This window comes from Furfurilactobacillus sp. W61-4, from assembly GCF_057545565.1.
Genome location: NZ_BAAJNZ010000003.1, coordinates 205,720 through 225,687 on the forward strand (window position 1 = coordinate 205,720; position 19,968 = coordinate 225,687).

Here is a 19,968-nt window from a genome sequence, read left to right on the forward strand (position 1 = left end):
TATGGTAAACGCTTTCCCAAATAAACGCAAGCTTTAAATTTCGAGTCTCAAGGCGCCATTCGTGAATTTTATTACGTCATCGGCTAAAATGTCGGTAAACGTTTGCCAAAAAGACTGAAATATATCGTTTTCATTTGTCTTCCATTTTGAAACTTAGAATTCACAAGTGAATCGAAAAAAATTAACTTTCGGTTAGCCGTTGCCAAATACACGCTTTGTCCACTATAGTTAAGAAAACTAACCTTAAGAGGTAACACGAATGGCGCAAAAAAAAGCCGCAACGATGAAAAACGTTGCCGCACTGGCGAATGTGTCAATTGCAACTGTCTCACGGTTCTTAAATGGCAATCTAGACCGCATGTCCAAAACAACGGCTAGCCACATTCAAGATGCGATTAACCAATTAAATTATGTGCCTAATTCTGCCGCCCGCCAAATGATCACACATTCGAGTAATATGGTGGCTGTGGTGGTCGCCAATATTGATGACTATTTCTCGACCGAGCTATTCAAGGGCGTTAGCGATATTCTTGAAGCTAATCACTATACCGGTGTACTATTTGATACCAATTCAAACCGGCAACGCGAAGCTGACTTAATTAAAACTGTGAATGAGCACACGTATGACGGCCTGATTCTTCAGCCTTTCACTAATGACGTGGTTCAAGTTCAAAATCTAATGCGCCGCAACATTCCTGTCGTCATCGTGGACCGAGAGTTGGAACGATCACCGTGGACACAGGTTGTTACCGATAATTTTGCCGTTGCTCAGAAAGCGACCCGTTATTTTTATTCCCGTGGCTATACCCACGTGGTTGTCCTGACTTCTAAAATTGGTCAAGCATCCACTCGCCGGGAACGCTACGCAGGCATCAAGTCAGTGGCTGCCAACGTCGATGTTCTAGAAGTATCGGAAGAATCTTACAATCATACTCAAATACACCAGCAGCTCGTTGAATTAATCGCCAATTCTACTGAAAAGACGCTGGTCTTTGCCCTCAAGGAACGTTGGTTATTAGAATTTATTCCGAGTCTCATTTTTCAGGGCTATCTCGATAATGAGCATGCCACGGCCACGGCCTTTTCTGATACAGCCACGGCCAAAGATATTGAACCACGCCTCAAACTCATTTCACAAAACCCCTATTTAATGGGTGCCAGCGCCGCAGAAGTGTTAGTCGACACACTGACCGGTAAGGACGATCATCCGCAGGGTAAATTAGTGATTCCGGCGCATTTAAAGTAAATTAAATCACGATCAATCCAACGACCTGGTTCCGCCTCTCTTTCAGCAAAACAGTTTTACGTGAAACAAAATAAATAGTTTTAAAAGTCCTCGGCGACTTTGAATTCACATGAGGGATTCAAAGTCGCCAAGGACTTTTTTTGATCTTATTAAAACCTACCGTTATCCTGAAAATCATCTTTAACAGTAATAACGTTAAAATTTCAGGTTCTTTTTACCAAGCAGGCAGCGTATTGCCCTTATAGTACTTTTGAATGTTCTTCTTAGTCGCTTCTGTCTGATACGCCTTAACAATTTTCTTATACGTGGCGTTATTCTTATCCTTCTTTAAAGTCGAGACAACGTTGATGTACTGCCCACCCGTCTTTAAATGCTCTGCGTAGAGTGCCTGCTTCAGTGACAATTTTGCTGCCGAAGCATAATTGCCGTTAACAACGGCAGCATCGGCACTCGTTAATGATCGTGCAGTTTGGGCCGCATCCACAGTGGTAATCTTTAGGTTCAAGCGATTCTTGATAATATTCTTAGGCGTGGCCAAATTCGTCTTATTTAATTTAATTAGTCCGGCACGCTGCAATAAAATCAAAGCGCGTTCTTCGTTGGCCGCATCATTCGGAATTGCGATCTGTGCGCCTTGCTTCAAGTCAGCCAATTTCTTCGCTTTCGATGAATACAACGCTAACGGCTGAAAATAAGTGTTGCCAATCGCCACAATGTTCGTCTTGTGGGCTTGATTCCACTGACGTTGAAAATTGTAACTTTGAAATGCATTGATATCGATACTATGATCGCTCAGCGCCGCGTTAGGTTGAGTATAGTCGGTAAAATTAACCACTTTCAAAGTAATGTGGTCTTTTTTGGCCAGTGTCTTAGCGACATCTTTCCAGATGGACGCATCCTCATCACCGACCACCCCGACTTTGACTGTTTTAGCCTGGTTAGCGCCGCACCCGGCCAAGGTAAACAATAGAATTCCCAACACACTGATGAAACTCAATAATTTCCATTTCTTCTTCATACCAAATATCCTCCTTTGATCACAATCCCTCAAAATGACTTAGGGCCTACGTCAGCGAACGTTAGCATAGACAACCGGCCGCGTGGTTCAACGAAAAAAGCGCTCCTTAAAGAAATCCCTTTAAGAAGCGCTACCGCACGTTACCATTCTAATTTCACTGAAATTCACACTCCAGTGCTCACTAACCGCTAAACCAGCCGGTGTGCGAATTAAAGGTCGCCACCCATCACAATTTCACCAATGCTCAATCGTGCCGATCACAGGCCATCTTCATTGAACGTCAGTCTCCTCATTTCACCACGCCTGAGGCTCGCTAAATACTGGCAAATCCAACTACTCTCCTGATCAGATCGTTTTACTATTCGAATAGACGTAATATACGACGTTTATAATTAAAAGTCAATGAGAATCCATCGCAGGTTAGTTTTGCGCCTGATAAAAGCTAGTTACTAATGAAAATACTTGTTGAGGCGCCTCCAAGGGCAACCAGTGACCAGCATCAGTAGTCTTAAACGTAAACCCACCACTAATGTATTTCTTAGAAGCCACCATTTGACTTTCACTTAAATACAGGTCATTCGAGCCATAAATACCAAGTACAGGAACTGGTGTCGGTTGGATTTTAGGCGCATTAGCGGCCGGTTTTAAGTTAGCACGATGCAGGTTTAACGCTGCTGTAAATCGTCCTGGCCGCCGCAAATCACGCAACCAGTTCACATCTAATTCAGGATTTTCTTGCGTAAAGACCCTGAAAGCAGCCCAATCGTTCTGAGAGAACATTTGCTCTGCCATTCCCTCAAATTGAAAAGCCATCGTATACCATCCCTTCATCCTCTGTTCGAAGCCTCCGTCTAAGGCATAAGCATATGGATGGCCCACACTCAAAGCAACATAAGTCGAAAATTCTTGCGGGAAAAAGCTGACTAGCATCCAACCAATGTTGGCCCCCCAATCATGAGCAATCAACTTTATCGGATCAGTAATCGATAACCGGTTCTTTAGTTCTAATAGATCTTGCATAATCATCTTGATCTGATAATTCTTCACACCATTCAGTAATTCAGATTCGCCAAAGCCTCTTAAATCAGGGGCAATTACGCGATACCCATTCTTTACAAATAATGGAATTAGATGCCGCCATACATCTGCGGAGTCTGGAAATCCGTGTAACAACATTATCGGTTCTCCGTGACCCTCGTCATAATAAGCCAGTTTTACTGAAGTAAGTTGGATAAATTTCCGTTGCATTTTAAATACCCTCCCTTTTTGTGAAGAGTATAGCGACTAATTTTTCCTACTGGCAATGACTCAAAAGTCAGTTTTTGTTCCTGACCAATTTTTTAAACTATTTTTGGTGAACGTAATTAGCATGTCAAATTGATGAATCAAATCTTGCTCATCTTGATCGAAATCGTTTAAAATCCACTTTTTAATCACGCCGTGCCAACCATTGGCATAAAAGTCAGCATAAAAAGTAACGGCTGTACGCTGTGGATCAACGGATAGTTCTTGGAAGAGCTTGATAAATAACTGATGCATGTGTTCAGAAAATAATTGATCCCATAAATTAGCATCCTCTATAATTGCGTGTTTATAAAAGTTGCCGCGCTGACGATAGGTTCGAAAAAGCGCTAATGATTGAGCCTGCCAGTTATCCATCGTTGTTCGCTGCGAGCCAAAATATTGTGTCAAATCATTTTCATAAACGGTTGCCAATAGCTCGTATTTGTCGTCAAAATAGTAATAGAATAATTTTCGCTGATTCCCCATGGCGGCGCACAGATGACTTATCCGTGTTTTTGAGAATCCGCTTTCGGTGACTAATTGAATGAACTGAGTCCTAATTTTTTCTCTTGTTTCCACGCTTTTCACGTTCCTCCGATCGCATTAAAACCTAAAATGGCATTATCCCCACCAACATAGAGATAATGCCATTCAATACTGAAACCGACTACGAATTAGTTATCAATGACCAGTTCAGTTTATCATTACCCGCTCTAAAATTCGGGCAATTTGGTCTGATCGGGCCAATTCAAAACGAGTCGTTTCCAACTCATTAAATTGTTGAACCAGCAACAACGCCTCCAGGTAAACGGTTAATTGACGCTTTAAGTAACGTTGATTTGCTTCATCGGCCGGCTTGGCATTGCCACCTAGTACCGCTAACGCAAATTTAGTCGGATCAACTTGGATTTTATCGTGATCACTGTGCATGTTCTGGCGCTCCTTCAATCGTTGGTTGTGCGTTCGATTCGTCAGTCATAACCTCAGAAGTTGTTGCCTGCTGGTTCTTTTGTAACCTCTCCTCCAACTGACGCATTACTTTTTCGTGTTCTGATTCATTTAACTTAACTTTGAAGAAGAAAATAACTGCCGCAATGACCAGCAAAATCATCGGAACATAAAACATAAATGTGTTGAAACGTTGGACACCAGCGGCACTGATGTCGCTTGGTTTTGCATTACCGGTCATGCCAACGACGACGGCCACGATCCCCACAACCCCGTTCGAAAAGGCGCCGGCTAATTTATCAATTAATGGTCGCACGGATAATGTCACCGACTCATTGCGTGAGCCACTCTTCAGCTGCCCATATTCCACACTATCGGTAATTGCCATCAAGGTTGCTAAGAAAATGAGTGGATACGGGAAGAATAATAAAGCAACGGCCGTCAAAACTAGGGGCAGGTTGGCTCCAGCGAAAACAAAGAGCACATAACCGATCAACATCATCCCAATACCACCGATATAAATTGCTTTACGGTGAATCGCTAATTCTAAGCTTGGGAAAAGTGCGACAGAGATGACGCCTAAAATACACGTAATCACCCCAACCCATGTGTAAGCGGTGACGTCACCCAAACGATAACGGAAGTAATACATAATCAGTGAGTTCGTCACCACGTAACTAAACGCAAATAAGAAATATGATAATGCAATCCACAATAATTGATCGTTACGACCGATGACTTTGAAAACTTCAGAAAACTTCGTGTGTTTAACATTAGCGCGAATCAAGTTGTGTTGTTCATTGGTGTTCAATACCGTCAGCAAGGCCCCACCGGCACATAAAAGGGCCACTACAATCGCATAACCTAGCCAACCAGCTTGAGTCTGTTGACCATTTTTGGCACCGGAAAACAGCTTGGAAAACAGTGCGATCGTTGGTGTGATAATGACAATCACCCCTTGCGCACCAAGGGTTGAACCAAAACGACCAGCGGTACCAAAACGCGTCCGTTCCTTGCTTTCAATACTTAATGCTGGCAGCATTGACCAAAACGCAATATCACTGAAGGAATAAAAAATATCCAAAATTAAAAATGTGATTCCGAATAAAACCAAGTAAAACATCGGATTACTGGTTGCTAAGCCACCATAATCAGAAAAGATTAAGATTAAACCAATGGAGGCGATGACTGATCCCAACAAGATCCACGGCTTGAATTTACCAAAGCGGGTCTGGGTATTGTCGACGACCCCGCCGATAATCGGATCAAACATAATTTCGCCGATCCGAATACAGACAATTAAAGTCGTCACGATGCCCACCATCGCTGCGTCACCTTTGTTCGTAAACAACTGACTCGTTACAAACATCATAAAATAAATACTTAGCGTATTATAAAACGCATCATGACCAAATGCGCCGACCGCATAAGACACAAACTTTTTCACAAGAATTTCCTCCTGGTACCACAATGGGATAAGCGTCCTCATCACCTGTGTGTATTTAGTGATAAGCACAATCACCTAATCTCGTAATTAAATTAAGCAATTTTACAAAACTGCATTTCGTTTCTGCCATATTATAAATGTAACCGATTTCATTTTGCAACCCATTTTCGGGAAAACGTGTATTAGCTCACCTATGAACAAAAGCAATAACATTGGCATTACCAGACGCGCCAAATAGCGTCTTGTCCTCCTTTTACGTCCCAGTACTATTGGACTTTATTCCTTGGAATATCCGAAAAAAAGTCGATCTTGTGAAATTTAATTTATTGGCCGTCAATCAGTTCCATCAAAATCCTATGTGTTTTCATGTATTTCCACTACTGACGACTGATTCCACACCAAACCAGTCAAGTGAGCTTATGGCTAGCGAAAGAGAGAGCACCTTCCAAAGTACGGAAGATGCTCTCTCAATTCGGCGTTATGGCTCACGCTCGTGTGTCACTCATTATTAAATTGTGCCAAGCGCGGCTTTAATTAATGGTATTGCAGCACCCGTAGACACTGGACGAGCCCGCACGATTCCTAATTGGACATAATCGTGATCTTCTGGAAAAGCGGTAATCTGGCGAATTCGTTGATTGATCGTAGTCAAAACGCTGGGATCAAGATATCTAACCAAATCTCCGGCTAACACAATTCGATTATCAACAAACATATGGAGATTGTTGATGACTTCAGCCAGATCATCCAAGTATTGTTGCCAACGTACACTTGCAGCAGGTTCACCGGTTGCAACTTGGTGCATAAACGCTTGGATCGTCTCACCTGGCTGAAGCAACGCGCTTAAAGCACTGTACGTTTCTAGACACCCTTTTCGACCACAGTAACATTGTTTACCAGTCTGTGAATTCAAAGTAATGTGTTCCATTGTCCCGCTGCGACCGTTTTGACCTGTATATATATTATCGTCAATCACGATAGCCGTTCCTAAATGCTCACCAATTGACAGATAAACTGCATCCCGGTGATCCTCCGACAAAGTTTGCTCCGCCAGCGCAACGCAATCCGCATCATGATATAGGGTAACCGGCAAGCCAATGACCTGCTCAAACTGTTGACTGGTCAGCCCTGTACAGTTCAGTATTTTCCCGTAAAGAACCGTCTTTCCATCAGGCGAAATCAACCCTTGAACCCCAATTCCAATCCCAACAACCTTTGATCGATCAACTTTTTGATCGACGAGAAATTGTTGAATCCAGCTGGCCAATTGATTGAAATAAGCATCAGTAATGCCAAATTTGATTGGCAGCCGCGTCGTCCCCAAATCCTCATACAGGATATTTAGTAGCGTCAGGGTCACATGATCTGAAAAAATCTCTAACCCGAGTGCAAAACGATGTTCCCGATTAGGTGAGTACACGACCGCTCGTCGGCCAACCTGTGAAGAAAACTTTCCATCAGTTACGATCAACTCATCAGCTAGTAGTTGATGTAAGGTCTGCGTCACTGTCGGCAGACTAAGTTGCATTTGTCGGGCAATTTCTTGTTTAGATATTTTTTTTGAGTTGTAAATCAGCTGGTACATGGCTGCTGAATGCGGTGTACCAGTGGTAATGGCATCTGTCATATTGTCCCCTCACTCCGTTTTCACTACTCAAAAACTACCATTATGAAAAAATAAAAGCAATTTTAGAAAACGGTTTCAAAAAAGTGTTGACATCTTCCAGCTAACGATTTACATTGTTGGTGTATTAAATAAAGTGATTTTGTAAAACTATTTGAATTAAATATCCAATTAGTCCAATGTTACTTTTAAAATCGTTTACCTGAGGAGGATAAACATGGGTATTTTAGATCGTATGGCACTCACCGATAAGAAAATTTACGTTACCGGTGGCGCTCAAGGCCTGGGTAAAGCCATGGCAACTGGGTTAGCTGAAGCAGGAGCTGATGTCGCTATTGTTGATATCAACGGTGACAAGGCGCAAACGACAGCGACTGAAATTGCTGAAGCAACTGGCCGTAAAGCAATTGCAGTAAAGGCTGATGTAACTGACCCTGATGAAGTTCAAGGGATGGTCGACACGGTTGTTTCACAATTAGGCGGTTTAGACGCGGCCTTTAACAACGCCGGGATGTGTTTAAATATTCCTGCCGAAGAAATGTCGTATCAAGACTGGTTAAAAGTCGTTAACTTGAACTTAAACGCTGTCTTCCTTTGCTCGACTGCTGCTGGTCGCTACATGATTAAGCAAGGTAAAGGCTCAATTGTTAATACGGCTTCAATGTCAGCTCACATTGTTAACCGTCCACAACCACAAGTCTCTTATAACGCGACTAAAGCCGGCGTTATTCAAATGTCTAAATCACTGGCCATTGAATGGGCTAAAAAAGGCGTGCGGGTTAACACCATCAGTCCTGGTTACATGGGAACTGATCTAACTTTGAGTTCACCTGATCTCAAGCCACTGATCAAGACGTGGAATGACTGGGCACCATTAGGTCGTTTGGGTCGTCCAGATGAATTACAAGGAATTGCTGTTTATCTAGCTGGTGACACTAGCAGCTTCTCAACTGGGGACGACTACCTGGTTGACGGCGCCTTCACTGCTTGGTAAACCTAAGTTAATCGTTACTGAGGCGAGTTATTGCGGCTGCAATAATCCGCCTCTGTCTATCCTTAACAGTCAGAAAGGACGTCGACCCATGAATTATTTAATTGGGACTGATATTGGAACCTCAGGGACTAAAAGTATCTTAATGGATACGGAAGGCCACTTGATTGCACAAGATTTGGAAGAATACGATGTCTTAACGCCTAAACCACTTTGGGCAGAACAATGGCCTGATGTCTGGGTTAAAGGAGTAAAGGATTCAATTCGCGCCGTCGTTAAGGCAGCTAAGTTAAACCCTGAAGATATCAAAGGAATTGGAATTAGCGGTTTGTATGGGGGCTCCGGTGTGCCACTTGACGAGCATATGAAGCCCGTTCGTCCGGATCTAATCTGGATGGATCGTCGTGCGCAAGCCGAAACAGACTGGGTAAAGTCACACATTAGCCCAGAACGTTTAACAGAAATCACCGGTAATGATGTTGCCGATCCTTACTACGGCTACACCAAAATTCTCTGGATTAAGAATCACGAACCAGAAAATTGGCAAAAAATTCGTTTATTCTTGCCACCGAATAACTATGCAATTTATGAATTAACTGGTCAAATTTCAATTGACCATTCTGCCGCCGGTAATCTAGGTGGGTTGTATGACATTAACACCAACACTTGGTCACAAGAGATGTTGGATGCAATGGGAATTCCCGCCAGCATGATGCCTGATTCAATCGTTGACTCAACTACCATCGTCGGTGGTCTCACTGCTGAAGCAGCAGCTGATCTGGGCTTAAAACCTGGCACACCAATCGTTCCTGGCGGTGTCGACGTTGGCGCTGCTAACATCGGCATGGGCGTCTTCGAACCTGGTCGTTACGTGGCCGCAATTGGTTCTTCAATGAACGCTGCGCTAGTGAGTGAAACACCGATTAAAGGCCAAGGACTGATCGTTTGGCCATATCCTTATGATTCCAAGCATCTCGTCTATAACTTCTCCGGTTCAGCAACTGCTGGTGCCATTACGAAGTGGTTCCGCAACAATTTAGGTGAAAAAGAAGTCCAAGATCAAGCAGCCGGTGGTGTAAACGCCTATGTCGCATTGGATGAGCTTTCAAAAGATATCTCGGTCGGTAGCGATGGCTTGATCGTTCTGCCTTACTTTATGGGTGAACGTGCACCTGTATGGAATTCAGATGCTAAAGGATTAATCTTTGGTCTCTCACTCGTTCATACCAAAGCTCACTTATATCATGCTTTCCAAGAAGCCGTTTGTTATGCCTTGCGTCACAGTATCGAAAGTACTGGTCGCGATCTAGGTGACTATATCGTCATTGCAGGTGGCGTAACTAATTCCAAACGGTGGGTACAGATGTTTGCCGATGTCACCGGCTACGCGGTTCGCACCCCCATTGAAGATGCTGAAGCCAACTTAGGCGATGTTATGTTGGCTGGTCTAGGAACGGATACCCTAACCGTCGATGACGTGCAAAAATGGCAAGTTCTTGGGCCCAAGGTTGAGCCAGACCCTAAACGTCACGAAGCTTACAATAAATATTATGCATTGTATCGCAAGCTGTATCAAGATCTCGAAGGCGACATGCACACGCTGACTGAGATCACGACTGAAACAGATGCTTTGCTGAAACCACAATCGGTTAATTAGTTGTTGTCTAGGTCAAATAGCTTTCGCACACATTCCTAGTTGACCCTAGTTAAGACATAAATTTTAATCAATCCAGCTTAAAAACACACCCGTTATCGGTAAATTTTCACTGATAACGGGTGTGTTCGTTCTTTTAGTGGTTTAATTAAGCTAATCGTTACACTTCTTTCAGGAGGTCAGACAAGCAGTGGTTAAACAAGGTCACTACGCAAAAAGTAGTCGTCAAAAGCGATTACGTCATTTAAACCAGCGCCTTACCAAGCAAAATAGTCGGACAATACCCGATACCCAACTGAGCGACTTTCTAGCAGTTCGTTGGCACTTAACTCATCACCAGCCAGCTGTCATCGAACAGACGATGCTACATTTCTTACGCACCTGGCTTGAACAAACTACTCAACAATCAACCTTGCCTTGGAATCTAACGGTCGCAACCAAAGCAACCTTAGCTCAATTTAACCGCACTGTCCCTTGGCAATTCTACTTAGTGTTAGATCAGCAATGGGCGCATTTTCAAGCATTCATTCAAAAGGAACTTCCTGCCGTACCATTAAGCGAGCGACGGCGAGTGTCTAAATTACTCACGGCGTCTAAATGGCATCAACAATTAGCCCAACAATTAGCCGTTAATAACTTATTATTATTATTTAATGGTGACCAACAACGCTTGGCAAATGTGACTCAAACGCAAATTGAACAATTGACCAACAGTTTACTGACTGACGATCAGGTGAATTGGTCACAAGTGACAGCACTGTTTGCTGGAACGCCGTTTGCCATTCCGGTTGATGCCGATGCAGAGAGCAAAAGTTGGCTTAAATCGTTGATGTCACTGGCTAGTTAATCTTTGGCCAACATCAGATGAGCGAACTGTTCTCCACTCATCCACGAAAAGACTTGCTTAATCGCGGTTGTATCAAACGTTTGTGCTAAATCGTTAAACGTCATCTTCGTCCCCACTAATTGCTCCTCGGCCGCCGATAAATCCGCCACTTCAGTGAAAAAATCGCCAAAAATCATCGCCCGTGTAAGTCGGTTCTGGTCTACCTCAAAATTAATTGCGACGGTGCCCTGATCATAGTGATGGCGTACATAATTGCTAAAGTGCGGTTGCCGACCGTAATTCCATAAATCATTACCGTACCGTTCGGCTTTAATCGCCATAATCTGTGTCCACTGTTCATCAGTAAAGCTAATGGTCGGAATTGGATCGCCGAGTTTCACGTGAAACACTTGTGCGAGGAATCGTTGTCGAAAGTCACCCGCACTTAAATCTTGTTGAGTAACCGGTAATAACGACTTAATGTCGGTGATCCGGCTCGCTACTGAATGGAAACCTTTTGATTCGAACTTGGAACGTAATGGCGTCAACAATTGACTCGCCATTGTCGGATTACAATTGACTCGCCATTGTCGGATTGGCTTTAAAAATAATCGTGCCACCAACACTGAAACGTTGTCCGACTTGAAAACCAGCCATCCCGGACACTTTTCGTTCAGCGATCGTTACATCGTTGCGGCCGGTTAATGCTACATTCGGTAAGCCAAGGTCAGTTAATGTTTGAATGAGTGGCTGTGCATAATGAGCAAAATTCAATCTAAAACCCATACTAGCAGCCTCCACAATATTAAAAGTATACACAAAACTACCTTCGTCCATATAGACGGCCCCGCCACCTGATGAACGACGGATCAGTTCGACACCGGCATCACGCAAAGCGGTTAAATTAACTTCCGTGTAAGCGTCCTGCAGGCGACCAATGACCACCGCCGGGCGATTAGTCGCTAACAGCAACGTATCTTCACTAAAAGGATTTTGCTGTGCTAAATAAGAAGTAATTGCCTCGACATCTGCGGCACTAGTTAATGCTTTACCTTGATACGTCAAATCGATTAATTTCATAGGTCCACCCTCACCTTATTGACAATCCAACTGATCGTTGTCTTCATTGTAAGCCAATCCATGAACATCTCACATTAAATCAATGTCGCAGCATGCTGAATCATTGTAAGGAGAAAAATATGTTAGCAACTGAACGACAAGCCTGGCGTTTTTTTAATCACGGTTTACTGACGACGGCACCTACGGCAATGGCCGTTACCCAGCAAAGTGTTGGTATCCAAGGACAGGCCCAGCGGATGGCCGAACTTAACCTTGCCCTCCGCAGCCCTACATTAACCCAGGCCGATTTGCAGACTGCCTACGCTAATCAAGCACTTGTCCGTTCCTGGGGTCAACGCTGGACAGTTCACTTGATGACGCCAGCTGATTGGAATCTGGTGATCAACGCTCGGGCTAGCGAACATCTCCCCAATAATTACTACCTCGGCCGGCGCGAAGCTGTTTTGCGCGCAGTCACTGAGATCAGCACTATCCTGGTTGAACAGCCAATGATTGATCGACCGACGACCTTAGCCATTCTGGCTCGCCACAAGCTGAACGCTGAGGATTTATACGCCGTGTTACAAACATTAACTGCGACGGGCGTCGGTTACCTAGATGCTGGGATGCCTACGCAAAAATTTCATTTTATTGCCGCCGGTGAACACTATCAACCCCTCGCGCAATCCAGTGCGATCAAGCAACTAATTCTCCGCTATCTTGATGGATTTGCACCAGCAACCATCCAAGATTTTGCCAAGTGGTCTGGCATTAAAAATCAGCAAGATTCGTCCAATTTGGCAAGCCATGTTACCTGAACTTACCCGTGTTTCACTAAATGGCACCGATTATTTTAGCCACCATGCAGTCTCATCGGCAAAACTCGCCGCGTGGATGGAACAAATGACCTGTAGCGTTATCATTGCTGCTCGTTTTGATTCCTTAATGACCGGCTACGTAAACAAAGATTGGCTTATGGATACTGAATCATGTGGTCCAAAAACGGACTCTTGATGGCCCCTGTGATTATTCATGGTCGTGTTGTCGGTAAATGGGAAATAGCCGTTACCAAAACATCGGTCAGTTTTACCGTCCAATCTTGGCAAACCATCCATCAAACTGAACGACAACAGCTTGAACAACGTTTTGCTGTCATCGCGAATTTTTTAGCCAGACAATTGCACGAAATCAACTACGAGAAAATTTGAACAATCAATCAGGTAAAAGAGCGTCAAAAAGGAACCTCATCTGAAGGTTCCTTTTTGCTGCTGATTTACGCTGGATATTGTTTCAAAAAAGCGCGAATCACACGCCAAACTGCCGGATCCTTGGTTGATAATCCAACCGGTAAATACTGTTGTAAGTCTTGTTGAATAAACCCTTCATTCAAGCGGAACCATTCATCCTCATCGACTGCATCCTGAAATGTATTGTGATAATATGGATCGTCAATATTTAACAACGCATCGCGAATGCTTGTTTTTTGTTGAGCCGAAAGTGCCATGACAACCCCCTAAGTGCTTGATGACATTACTCTCCTTAAAGACATCCTAACATCGTTTATCTGATCATGACAAAGGAACTCAGGCTGGTGGAGCTCGACAAATACAAATCAGAGCGAAACAAGCCGGGTGATGTCGAGCACTAGCTGAAGCTGACTAGTTGGCTCTCTTTGCCAATTAGGCTGGCTGGGCTAGGCACAGACATCAGGACTGTGTAACTCGACAAAGAACCCAGGGCAACTAATGCCTAGTAAATTTTAACCGCAGCAAGCGCATGGCGTTGGCGATTACGACCAAAATACTCAGTTCATGTACGAGCATGCCACTGGCCATGTTGATCTTGCCCAGGCTCAGGCCAATCATCAATAGCACAACCGTGCCAATGGCGATCACGATGTTTTCAGTGGTATTTAATACTGTTCGTTTAGATAAATATTGCGCGTCAGCTAATTTGCTAAACTTGCCATCCGTCAACACGACGTCAGATGTTTCAATCGCTGTATCGGTGCCACTTCCCATCGCGATCCCAACATTAGCTAACGTCAACGCTGGGCTATCATTAATGCCGTCACCAACAAAAAGGGTCTGGTGCCCAGCCGTTGTTTGAGCAGTGAGGTAGGCCGCCTTTTGTTCAGGCAACATCTGTGCTTGAACATTGTCGATGCCTAACTGATCGGCAACTGTCTGCGCCGTCACTTGATCATCACCAGTCACCATTGTGAGCTTGCGAATACCCCGGCGTTTTAATAAACGTAATGTTGCGGCAACGTCAGGCCGAACAGCATCTTTAATCCCCAGTAACACCATCAGTTGTTGATCAACAAGCATCAAAACAACTGTCTCGCCTTGTTCGCGCATGTGCGCTAAATCATGTCGTTGTTGTGGCGTTAACTTCACCTGGCCAGTAAGAATCCGCGGGCTGCCGACGACAATGGTCTGACCCTCAAATTCAGCGGTAACGCCGACACCGGCAACCGTTGTGACTGACAAGGGTTGTTTAGGAATTTTGATCCCGCGTTTGTTGACATCGTTTAAAATCGCTTGGGCCAGTGGATGTGTCGTTTGTGCTTCCATCGCTGCCAATAAACCTAACCAACGATCATCTTCACCATAGAACCGCCGATCGACAACATCTGGATGGCCAATTGTTAAGGTACCCGTCTTATCAAACAAAGCAGTGTCCACTTTAGCAAGGGCATTCATAACCGTACCACCCTTCAGCAAGATGCCTGCTTGCGCGCCACGGCCAATCCCAGCAACATTAGATACCGGTGCACCAATCACTAAAGCACCAGGACAAGCTAAGACTAAAATCGTAATCGCCAAACGAAGATCCTGGAAAATCACGAAAACGAAGATCGCAATAATCAGCACCAACGGCGTGTAATATTGCGCAAATCGATCGATAAAACGGGCCACTGGCGCTTTGGTGTCCTGTGCTTCTTCGACTAATTCGATGATCTTACTAAATGTTGAGTCCTCACCAGACTTCGTCGCCGTCATGGTGAATGCCGTTTGCTCATTCATCGTGCCCATGTACACAGGATCGCCAACGTATTTAACAGCTGGTACAGATTCACCGGTGATCATCGCCTCGTTAATGGCTGTTGTCCCTGTTGAAACAGCCCCATCAACTGGCACTTGATCACCTGGGCGGACCAGCAGCTGATCACCTGGGTCAATCTCATCTACTTCAACTTTCTCCGTCTCGCCATCAGCCACTAGTTTTACAGCCGTCGTCGGCGCCATTTGCGTCAACGATTTTATCGCTCGTCGCGTTTTATTAAGCGTTCGTTGTTCCAAATAGGTACCGAACACAAATAGAAAAGTGACCATGGCGGCTTCTTCCAGTTCTCCGATCAAGAAAGCGCCGACGACCGCAATACTCACAAGTAATTCAATACTAATGGTTCGCGCTTGCAATGCACCGATCGCTTTTAATACTGTGGGTAATCCTGCAACAATACTCGTCACGATAAATAAAACGGTGGTTAACTGCGCCATGTGCAAGATATACTGACTAATTAAGCCGGCGATTAAGGTAACCGCTGCAATGGCCGTCAGAGTCGTCCAATTCTGGTTCATCCACCGTTGAACTTTACTCATGATCGTCATCCTCATCTTCGTCCCCAACCAAACCAGCTAATCCCCACCGCCCTAGGCGTGCTTGTAACTGCTGTCTAGTTGAAATTAATTGCCGTTGCACGGTTACTAAAGTGTGTTCAAGTAACGGCTGTTCATCGCGCTGCGCTAATTTCACACCACGATCGATAAACATTAATTGCGTCTGCACATCGGCCACTAGTTGCTCAAACATTGCTTGTACTGCAAGATATTTGTCCTCACCATGAGTTTCAACCATGGCGTATTCACTTAATTCAGCGAGCGCCGAAGCTGGCTTACCACCCTCAGCCAGCACGGCTTGGCCCAAGGAATCAATTTGCTGTTCAGCAACAGTATGGATGTTGCTTAAAAATTTTTGGTCAGCTAAAACATTTTCCCCAGTGATATACCAACCAAATTGCCGAATTTTCATTGATTCCATTACCAGATTAGCGATAATGTGGTCAGTCATCGCGGCGGCTGTCGGATGGTGGTGATCATAATTAGCTTGTGTTTGTTCTGTCTGATACAAATCTCCAATTGATGTCATGGTCTGCCTCCTATGCTGATACCTTTACCCCTTTAACGTCGTAACCAAGTCGTTCAATCGTCTCGGTTAAGCTCGCCTCAGAGACGCTACCGTCCGTCGTAACTTTGACTTTACTAGCGTTGAAGAGCACCTTGACCATTTCAACGCCAGACACACGGCCAACCGCTTTTTCAATTTTTGTTAAACAACTGGGACAGGTTAATGCATCTAATGCCACGACCATTTTCATGTTAATGATCCCCCTTTTAATTGAATGATTTAAGCATAAGGGCTGGTGGCAAGCCACAACTTGACGAGGATCAAGTTGTGACAATTTATTTATGGCATAATGAAGTTAATCAATTCTATAGGAAGGCAGGTAGTGAGTTATGACGGTCGTTTCGCCACACCATTGCGCGCAACTTGTGCCAATTTTTAAGACCCTTTCAACCCAACAACTTCAATTAATCGATCAGATCGTTCATCATCACCACTTTGCGACTGGCGATTTTCTCTATCAAGAAGGCGATCCAACGACGGCATTGACAATTGTTGCCAGTGGTCAAGCCAAAGCCTTCCAAACAACCGTGGCAGGTAAAGAACATCTCCTTTACTTGTTACAAACTGGCGATATTGATGGTGAAGCAGCCCTCTTCAGCGACGACAGGCACTATTCAGTCTCTGCCCAAGCGCTGACGCCAACGGCGGTTTGCTCAATTGAACGTCGTGAATTTCAGAACCTCTTACTAAAATACCCGCCAATCAATCTTCAAGTTTTAAAGGCTTTGGGGCATAAACTGCTAGGCGTTGAAACACGAGCAACCAAGGCGAATACGGCCTCCGTTGCTGACCGACTAGCAGACTATCTCACTGAAACAGCGGCCTCATTAGATACCAATCAATTTCAGTTACCGCTCAAGCAAAAAGACTTAGCGACTTTTATCGGCACCACCCCAGAGACAGTCAGTCGTTTGCTGGCCCAACTCGTTAAAGCCGGCGCTATTAGTCGCCCGAAAACTAACCAAATCAAAATTATCGACGCAGATAAATTGTTGTTAGAATAATCAGCCAATCACTTGATCCAAGACCAGCCATTTATTCCCCAGGAAATAACACCCGGCCTTAAATTCTAAATGAGCCCAAAAAAGAGCATCGCTAAAACGATGCTCTTTTTGCATTCAAATGAAACTTATTTAATAACTTGGGCTAATGCTGCGGCAACCTTTGCCTTGTCCGCTTCAACCAAGGCAACTCGACTCGCGATCACATTCGTATCCATTGTGATTTCACGGGTTAAGCCTGGTGTCGGCAATTTTGGTTCGAAAAAGGCCTTAAATTCAGCCAATCGAGCTGGTGTATGAAACACACCGGCAATGACCGTAATGTACGTCGAAAACTCCATATCACCGCCAACAGTATCTTCAAGCCATTGCCAATCTTGCCGAATCCAATCCCACGCTGCCTGTTCGCCGGCCTGATTTGCCAAAACACCGCGGAACCAACCGCGCAAATCCTGAGGCTTGATCGTATCGGCATCTTCAAAATGACTAATGAGTGCCCCAATCAGTGTCTGATCCTTAGTGCTGGTTAGTGCAGACATCAAATCTAGCTTGTAACTAGCATCTGGTGTTGATTTGTAAGCTGCTAGCAATTGATCAAAGAGCGCTGAGGAACCGAAATGCTGGACTTCATTTCTTAAAATATAAACACGCGTATCAGCCGGTAAGCTGGCAAGATCGCTTTGATGACTGCTAAATAAATCATGAGCAGCACTGATCGCCGTTGGATCTTCGGCATAGAGCGTCGCGTTTAACACGTATGGTCGAGTTAATTGGTCATCGTTTGATTCATTCGCCACCGGTAACCAGCCCAAACGCTTAACTTGGTCAGCGCTCAATTGGTCGAAGAGTGTCTTTAACGACCGTTCTTCAACTGAGTCAGGTGTCACAAACTTTTTGAGGTTATTGGCAACCGTGTATAAAGCCGCATTTACCACCGCTGAATGACTTGCCGAAAATTGAGTTAATAACGGAATCACCTCGGCGTAGGAGAGCTGTTGCCCTTCCGCTAGTAGACGCAGATTTTGAAGTAAGGCCAACTGATCAATCGCTGGAAGCGTCTCAACGTTAGCTAAAATATCTTTCATCAACGTATCATCATATTTGACGATAAAATGTGAACTATTCCCTAAGTTCAACCGGAATGGCACATTGGCTGTCGCTCGCAATGATTCGTAATCACCTAAGACAAGTTGTTGCTCGCTCATAATCGTCGGTGCGGCCTCATAGTTACTATTAAGTGGAATCTGCCATTGCCGGCCAACTTCTTGACCATCGCCAATAAAGAATTGTTGTTGTGATAACGTTAACTGACCATCAATAACGCCAGCGGTAACCACAGGATAGCCAGGTTGTTCGAGCCATGAATTCATAATTGACCCGATATCCATTCCCGAAGCTTCACCCAAGGCAGCCCATAAATCAGCCCCCGTCGCATTGCCAAAATGATGGGCAGCAAAGTAGTTCTTCAAGCCAACACGTAAGGCATCGTCGCCGACTAGCGCCCGCATCATCACAAGCATCCGTGCACCTTTTGCGTAAACGATGGCGGCATCAAAGAGCGCATCGATTTCTGCCGGATTATTAACCTGCACGTGGACAGATTGCACGCCATCCGTTGCATCACGTTGTAGCGCAGCGGGCACATCCGATGTTTGGAACATTTCCCAGACATGCCAGTCCGGTTCCAAATGATCCACCGCAACATACTCCATCATGTTAGCAAAACTTTCATTTAACCATAGATCATCCCACCACTGCATCGTCACTAAATCACCAAACCATTGGTGAGCCAATTCGTGGGCAATGACCGTTGCCACTAATTGCTTCATATCCAAAGCGGTATTTTCAGGATCAAGCAACAAGTAGGCTTCTCGGTAGGTCACTAACCCCCAGTTTTCCATCGCACCAGCCGAAAAATCAGGCAGTGCCAATTGCCAGGAATGTGGTAACGGATAAGGCGTTTGATAAAAGTCTTCATAGAATTCAATCGAACGTTTGGCAATATCAAGCGCAAAATCCAATTCATGTGGTTGATGCGCTTTAGTGGCAAACACGCCGACTTGAACACCACTCTTAGTAGTCGTCTGCTTACTTTGCAAATCACCAAAGGCAAAGGCCACTAGATAAGTCGACATTCTAACCGTCTCATCAAAGTAGTGAATGCCATTTTCAACGTGATTTTCTGGCATATTGCTCAAGACAATTTCGCCCGGTTGCTCATCAAATTTGATTGCCAAAGCAAAGGTTGCCTTGGCTTCTGGTTCATCAATTGACGGAAACGCTTGACGCGCGAATGTCGTTTCAAACTGAGTCCCAATAATCTGCTTCTTAACGCCATCTACTTCGTAATAAGATGGGTAAATGCCCATCATTGAATCAGTCAATTTAGCCGTATAGTCGATGGTTAAGGTTACATCACCGTTGCTAGGTAACGTGATCCGAATCGCTTCATTTTCGTCATCCACAGTGAACGGAACGGTTTGCCCATCTGCTTGGACTTGACTGATTGCTAATCCTTTTTGATGCACATTGATCGCTGTCGTGGTCGCCTGACCCGTAATCTTGGTCTGTCCACTAAATGACTTAGTCTCTCGATTGATGTCTAGATAAAGATCATAATGCGATGGTTGAAATGCTTGATAAAAACGCGCTAACTCTGCCATAGAATTCTCCTCG

20 protein-coding genes are annotated in these 19,968 nt (G+C 44.6%); 7 read left to right on the forward strand and 13 right to left on the reverse strand.

The features are described 5' to 3' along the window. Positions 1–259: 259 nt before the first annotated feature. Positions 260–1,246: a LacI family DNA-binding transcriptional regulator gene (locus AC27FN_RS05230; RefSeq protein ID WP_487166959.1), complete on the forward strand. Its 987-nt coding sequence runs from the start codon at positions 260–262 to the stop codon at positions 1,244–1,246. A gap of 214 nt (positions 1,247–1,460) precedes the next feature. On the opposite strand, the gene AC27FN_RS05235 is transcribed toward AC27FN_RS05230, so the two are convergent. The 6 genes from AC27FN_RS05235 to AC27FN_RS05260 form a co-directional block, all read right to left on the reverse strand. Further along, the gene (locus tag AC27FN_RS05235; protein ID WP_487166960.1) at positions 1,461–2,264 is read right to left on the reverse strand and encodes a MetQ/NlpA family ABC transporter substrate-binding protein; all 804 of its coding nucleotides are present in this window, start codon (positions 2,262–2,264) and stop codon (positions 1,461–1,463) included. A 420-nt stretch (positions 2,265–2,684) separates the two neighbouring features. After that, on the reverse strand, positions 2,685–3,512 hold the full coding sequence (locus AC27FN_RS05240; protein WP_487166961.1) for an alpha/beta fold hydrolase: 828 nt from the start codon (positions 3,510–3,512) through the stop codon (positions 2,685–2,687). 60 nt (positions 3,513–3,572) lie between these two features. Then, positions 3,573–4,127 carry a TetR/AcrR family transcriptional regulator gene (locus tag AC27FN_RS05245; RefSeq protein WP_487166962.1) on the reverse strand — a complete coding sequence of 185 codons (555 nt, stop codon included), beginning with the start codon at positions 4,125–4,127 and terminating at the stop codon, positions 3,573–3,575. 114 nt (positions 4,128–4,241) lie between these two features. After that, the gene (locus tag AC27FN_RS05250; RefSeq protein WP_487166963.1) at positions 4,242–4,478 is read right to left on the reverse strand and encodes a hypothetical protein; all 237 of its coding nucleotides are present in this window, start codon (positions 4,476–4,478) and stop codon (positions 4,242–4,244) included. Then, on the reverse strand, positions 4,468–5,943 hold the full coding sequence (locus AC27FN_RS05255; RefSeq protein ID WP_487166964.1) for a glycoside-pentoside-hexuronide (GPH):cation symporter: 1,476 nt from the start codon (positions 5,941–5,943) through the stop codon (positions 4,468–4,470). The genes AC27FN_RS05250 and AC27FN_RS05255 overlap by 11 nt, the downstream gene beginning before the upstream one ends. 508 nt (positions 5,944–6,451) lie before the next feature. Then, positions 6,452–7,570 carry an ROK family transcriptional regulator gene (locus tag AC27FN_RS05260; RefSeq protein ID WP_487166965.1) on the reverse strand — a complete coding sequence of 373 codons (1,119 nt, stop codon included), beginning with the start codon at positions 7,568–7,570 and terminating at the stop codon, positions 6,452–6,454. 214 nt (positions 7,571–7,784) lie between these two features. Here AC27FN_RS05260 and AC27FN_RS05265 point away from each other — a divergent pair, with 214 nt between their 5' ends. The 3 genes from AC27FN_RS05265 (at position 7,785) to AC27FN_RS05275 (ending at position 11,059) form a co-directional block, all read left to right on the forward strand. Further along, positions 7,785–8,561, forward strand: a complete 777-nt coding sequence (locus AC27FN_RS05265) for an SDR family oxidoreductase (RefSeq protein WP_487166966.1) — start codon at positions 7,785–7,787, stop codon at positions 8,559–8,561. 88 nt (positions 8,562–8,649) lie between these two features. Continuing rightward, positions 8,650–10,215: an FGGY-family carbohydrate kinase gene (locus AC27FN_RS05270; protein ID WP_487166967.1), complete on the forward strand. Its 1,566-nt coding sequence runs from the start codon at positions 8,650–8,652 to the stop codon at positions 10,213–10,215. Between the two features lie 187 nt (positions 10,216–10,402). Further along, positions 10,403–11,059, forward strand: coding sequence for a hypothetical protein (locus AC27FN_RS05275; RefSeq protein WP_487166968.1), 657 nt, complete (start codon positions 10,403–10,405; stop codon positions 11,057–11,059). Here AC27FN_RS05275 and AC27FN_RS05280 read toward each other — a convergent pair. Further along, complete coding sequence (locus tag AC27FN_RS05280) at positions 11,056–11,586, reverse strand: lipoate protein ligase C-terminal domain-containing protein (RefSeq protein ID WP_487166969.1); 531 nt, start codon at positions 11,584–11,586, stop codon at positions 11,056–11,058. The two genes, AC27FN_RS05275 and AC27FN_RS05280, sit on opposite strands and share 4 nt — an antisense overlap. A 22-nt stretch (positions 11,587–11,608) precedes the next feature. Next, positions 11,609–12,118, reverse strand: coding sequence for a lipoate--protein ligase family protein (locus tag AC27FN_RS05285; protein ID WP_487166970.1), 510 nt, complete (start codon positions 12,116–12,118; stop codon positions 11,609–11,611). A gap of 119 nt (positions 12,119–12,237) precedes the next feature. On the opposite strand from AC27FN_RS05285, the gene AC27FN_RS05290 reads away from it, so the two are divergent. Together AC27FN_RS05290 and AC27FN_RS05295 are read left to right on the forward strand one after the other, a co-directional pair. Next, positions 12,238–12,915: a DNA glycosylase AlkZ-like family protein gene (locus tag AC27FN_RS05290; RefSeq protein WP_487166971.1), complete on the forward strand. Its 678-nt coding sequence runs from the start codon at positions 12,238–12,240 to the stop codon at positions 12,913–12,915. Between the two features lie 171 nt (positions 12,916–13,086). Further along, positions 13,087–13,305, forward strand: coding sequence for a DNA glycosylase AlkZ-like family protein (locus AC27FN_RS05295; protein WP_487166972.1), 219 nt, complete (start codon positions 13,087–13,089; stop codon positions 13,303–13,305). Between the two features lie 65 nt (positions 13,306–13,370). On the opposite strand, the gene AC27FN_RS05300 is transcribed toward AC27FN_RS05295, so the two are convergent. The 4 genes from AC27FN_RS05300 to AC27FN_RS05315 form a co-directional block, all read right to left on the reverse strand. After that, the gene (locus tag AC27FN_RS05300; protein WP_487166973.1) at positions 13,371–13,601 is read right to left on the reverse strand and encodes a hypothetical protein; all 231 of its coding nucleotides are present in this window, start codon (positions 13,599–13,601) and stop codon (positions 13,371–13,373) included. A gap of 238 nt (positions 13,602–13,839) precedes the next feature. Next, positions 13,840–15,705 carry a heavy metal translocating P-type ATPase gene (locus tag AC27FN_RS05305; RefSeq protein WP_487166974.1) on the reverse strand — a complete coding sequence of 622 codons (1,866 nt, stop codon included), beginning with the start codon at positions 15,703–15,705 and terminating at the stop codon, positions 13,840–13,842. Then, a complete protein-coding gene (locus AC27FN_RS05310; RefSeq protein ID WP_487166975.1) occupies positions 15,698–16,252 on the reverse strand; it encodes a ferritin-like domain-containing protein in 555 nt (184 codons plus the stop codon). The genes AC27FN_RS05305 and AC27FN_RS05310 overlap by 8 nt, the downstream gene beginning before the upstream one ends. 10 nt (positions 16,253–16,262) lie before the next feature. Further along, positions 16,263–16,481, reverse strand: coding sequence for a heavy-metal-associated domain-containing protein (locus tag AC27FN_RS05315; RefSeq protein ID WP_487166976.1), 219 nt, complete (start codon positions 16,479–16,481; stop codon positions 16,263–16,265). Between the two features lie 139 nt (positions 16,482–16,620). Here AC27FN_RS05315 and AC27FN_RS05320 point away from each other — a divergent pair, with 139 nt between their 5' ends. Beyond that, positions 16,621–17,295, forward strand: a complete 675-nt coding sequence (locus tag AC27FN_RS05320) for a Crp/Fnr family transcriptional regulator (RefSeq protein ID WP_487166977.1) — start codon at positions 16,621–16,623, stop codon at positions 17,293–17,295. Between the two features lie 125 nt (positions 17,296–17,420). Here AC27FN_RS05320 and AC27FN_RS05325 read toward each other — a convergent pair whose 3' ends face one another. Further along, positions 17,421–19,955: a M1 family metallopeptidase gene (locus AC27FN_RS05325; protein WP_487166978.1), complete on the reverse strand. Its 2,535-nt coding sequence runs from the start codon at positions 19,953–19,955 to the stop codon at positions 17,421–17,423. Between the last annotated feature and the right edge of the window lie 13 nt (positions 19,956–19,968).

Coding starts and splice junctions, on each gene's coding strand:
- AC27FN_RS05230 (WP_487166959.1), top strand. CDS start 260: ATGGCGCAAAAAAAAGCCGCAACGATGAAAAACGTTGCCGCACTGGCG.
- AC27FN_RS05235 (WP_487166960.1), bottom strand. CDS start 2,264: ATGAAGAAGAAATGGAAATTATTGAGTTTCATCAGTGTGTTGGGAATT.
- AC27FN_RS05240 (WP_487166961.1), bottom strand. CDS start 3,512: ATGCAACGGAAATTTATCCAACTTACTTCAGTAAAACTGGCTTATTAT.
- AC27FN_RS05250 (WP_487166963.1), bottom strand. CDS start 4,478: ATGCACAGTGATCACGATAAAATCCAAGTTGATCCGACTAAATTTGCG.
- AC27FN_RS05260 (WP_487166965.1), bottom strand. CDS start 7,570: ATGACAGATGCCATTACCACTGGTACACCGCATTCAGCAGCCATGTAC.
- AC27FN_RS05265 (WP_487166966.1), top strand. CDS start 7,785: ATGGGTATTTTAGATCGTATGGCACTCACCGATAAGAAAATTTACGTT.
- AC27FN_RS05270 (WP_487166967.1), top strand. CDS start 8,650: ATGAATTATTTAATTGGGACTGATATTGGAACCTCAGGGACTAAAAGT.
- AC27FN_RS05285 (WP_487166970.1), bottom strand. CDS start 12,118: ATGAAATTAATCGATTTGACGTATCAAGGTAAAGCATTAACTAGTGCC.
- AC27FN_RS05290 (WP_487166971.1), top strand. CDS start 12,238: ATGTTAGCAACTGAACGACAAGCCTGGCGTTTTTTTAATCACGGTTTA.
- AC27FN_RS05295 (WP_487166972.1), top strand. CDS start 13,087: ATGTGGTCCAAAAACGGACTCTTGATGGCCCCTGTGATTATTCATGGT.
- AC27FN_RS05300 (WP_487166973.1), bottom strand. CDS start 13,601: ATGGCACTTTCGGCTCAACAAAAAACAAGCATTCGCGATGCGTTGTTA.
- AC27FN_RS05305 (WP_487166974.1), bottom strand. CDS start 15,705: ATGAGTAAAGTTCAACGGTGGATGAACCAGAATTGGACGACTCTGACG.
- AC27FN_RS05310 (WP_487166975.1), bottom strand. CDS start 16,252: ATGACATCAATTGGAGATTTGTATCAGACAGAACAAACACAAGCTAAT.
- AC27FN_RS05315 (WP_487166976.1), bottom strand. CDS start 16,481: ATGAAAATGGTCGTGGCATTAGATGCATTAACCTGTCCCAGTTGTTTA.
- AC27FN_RS05320 (WP_487166977.1), top strand. CDS start 16,621: ATGACGGTCGTTTCGCCACACCATTGCGCGCAACTTGTGCCAATTTTT.
- AC27FN_RS05325 (WP_487166978.1), bottom strand. CDS start 19,955: ATGGCAGAGTTAGCGCGTTTTTATCAAGCATTTCAACCATCGCATTAT.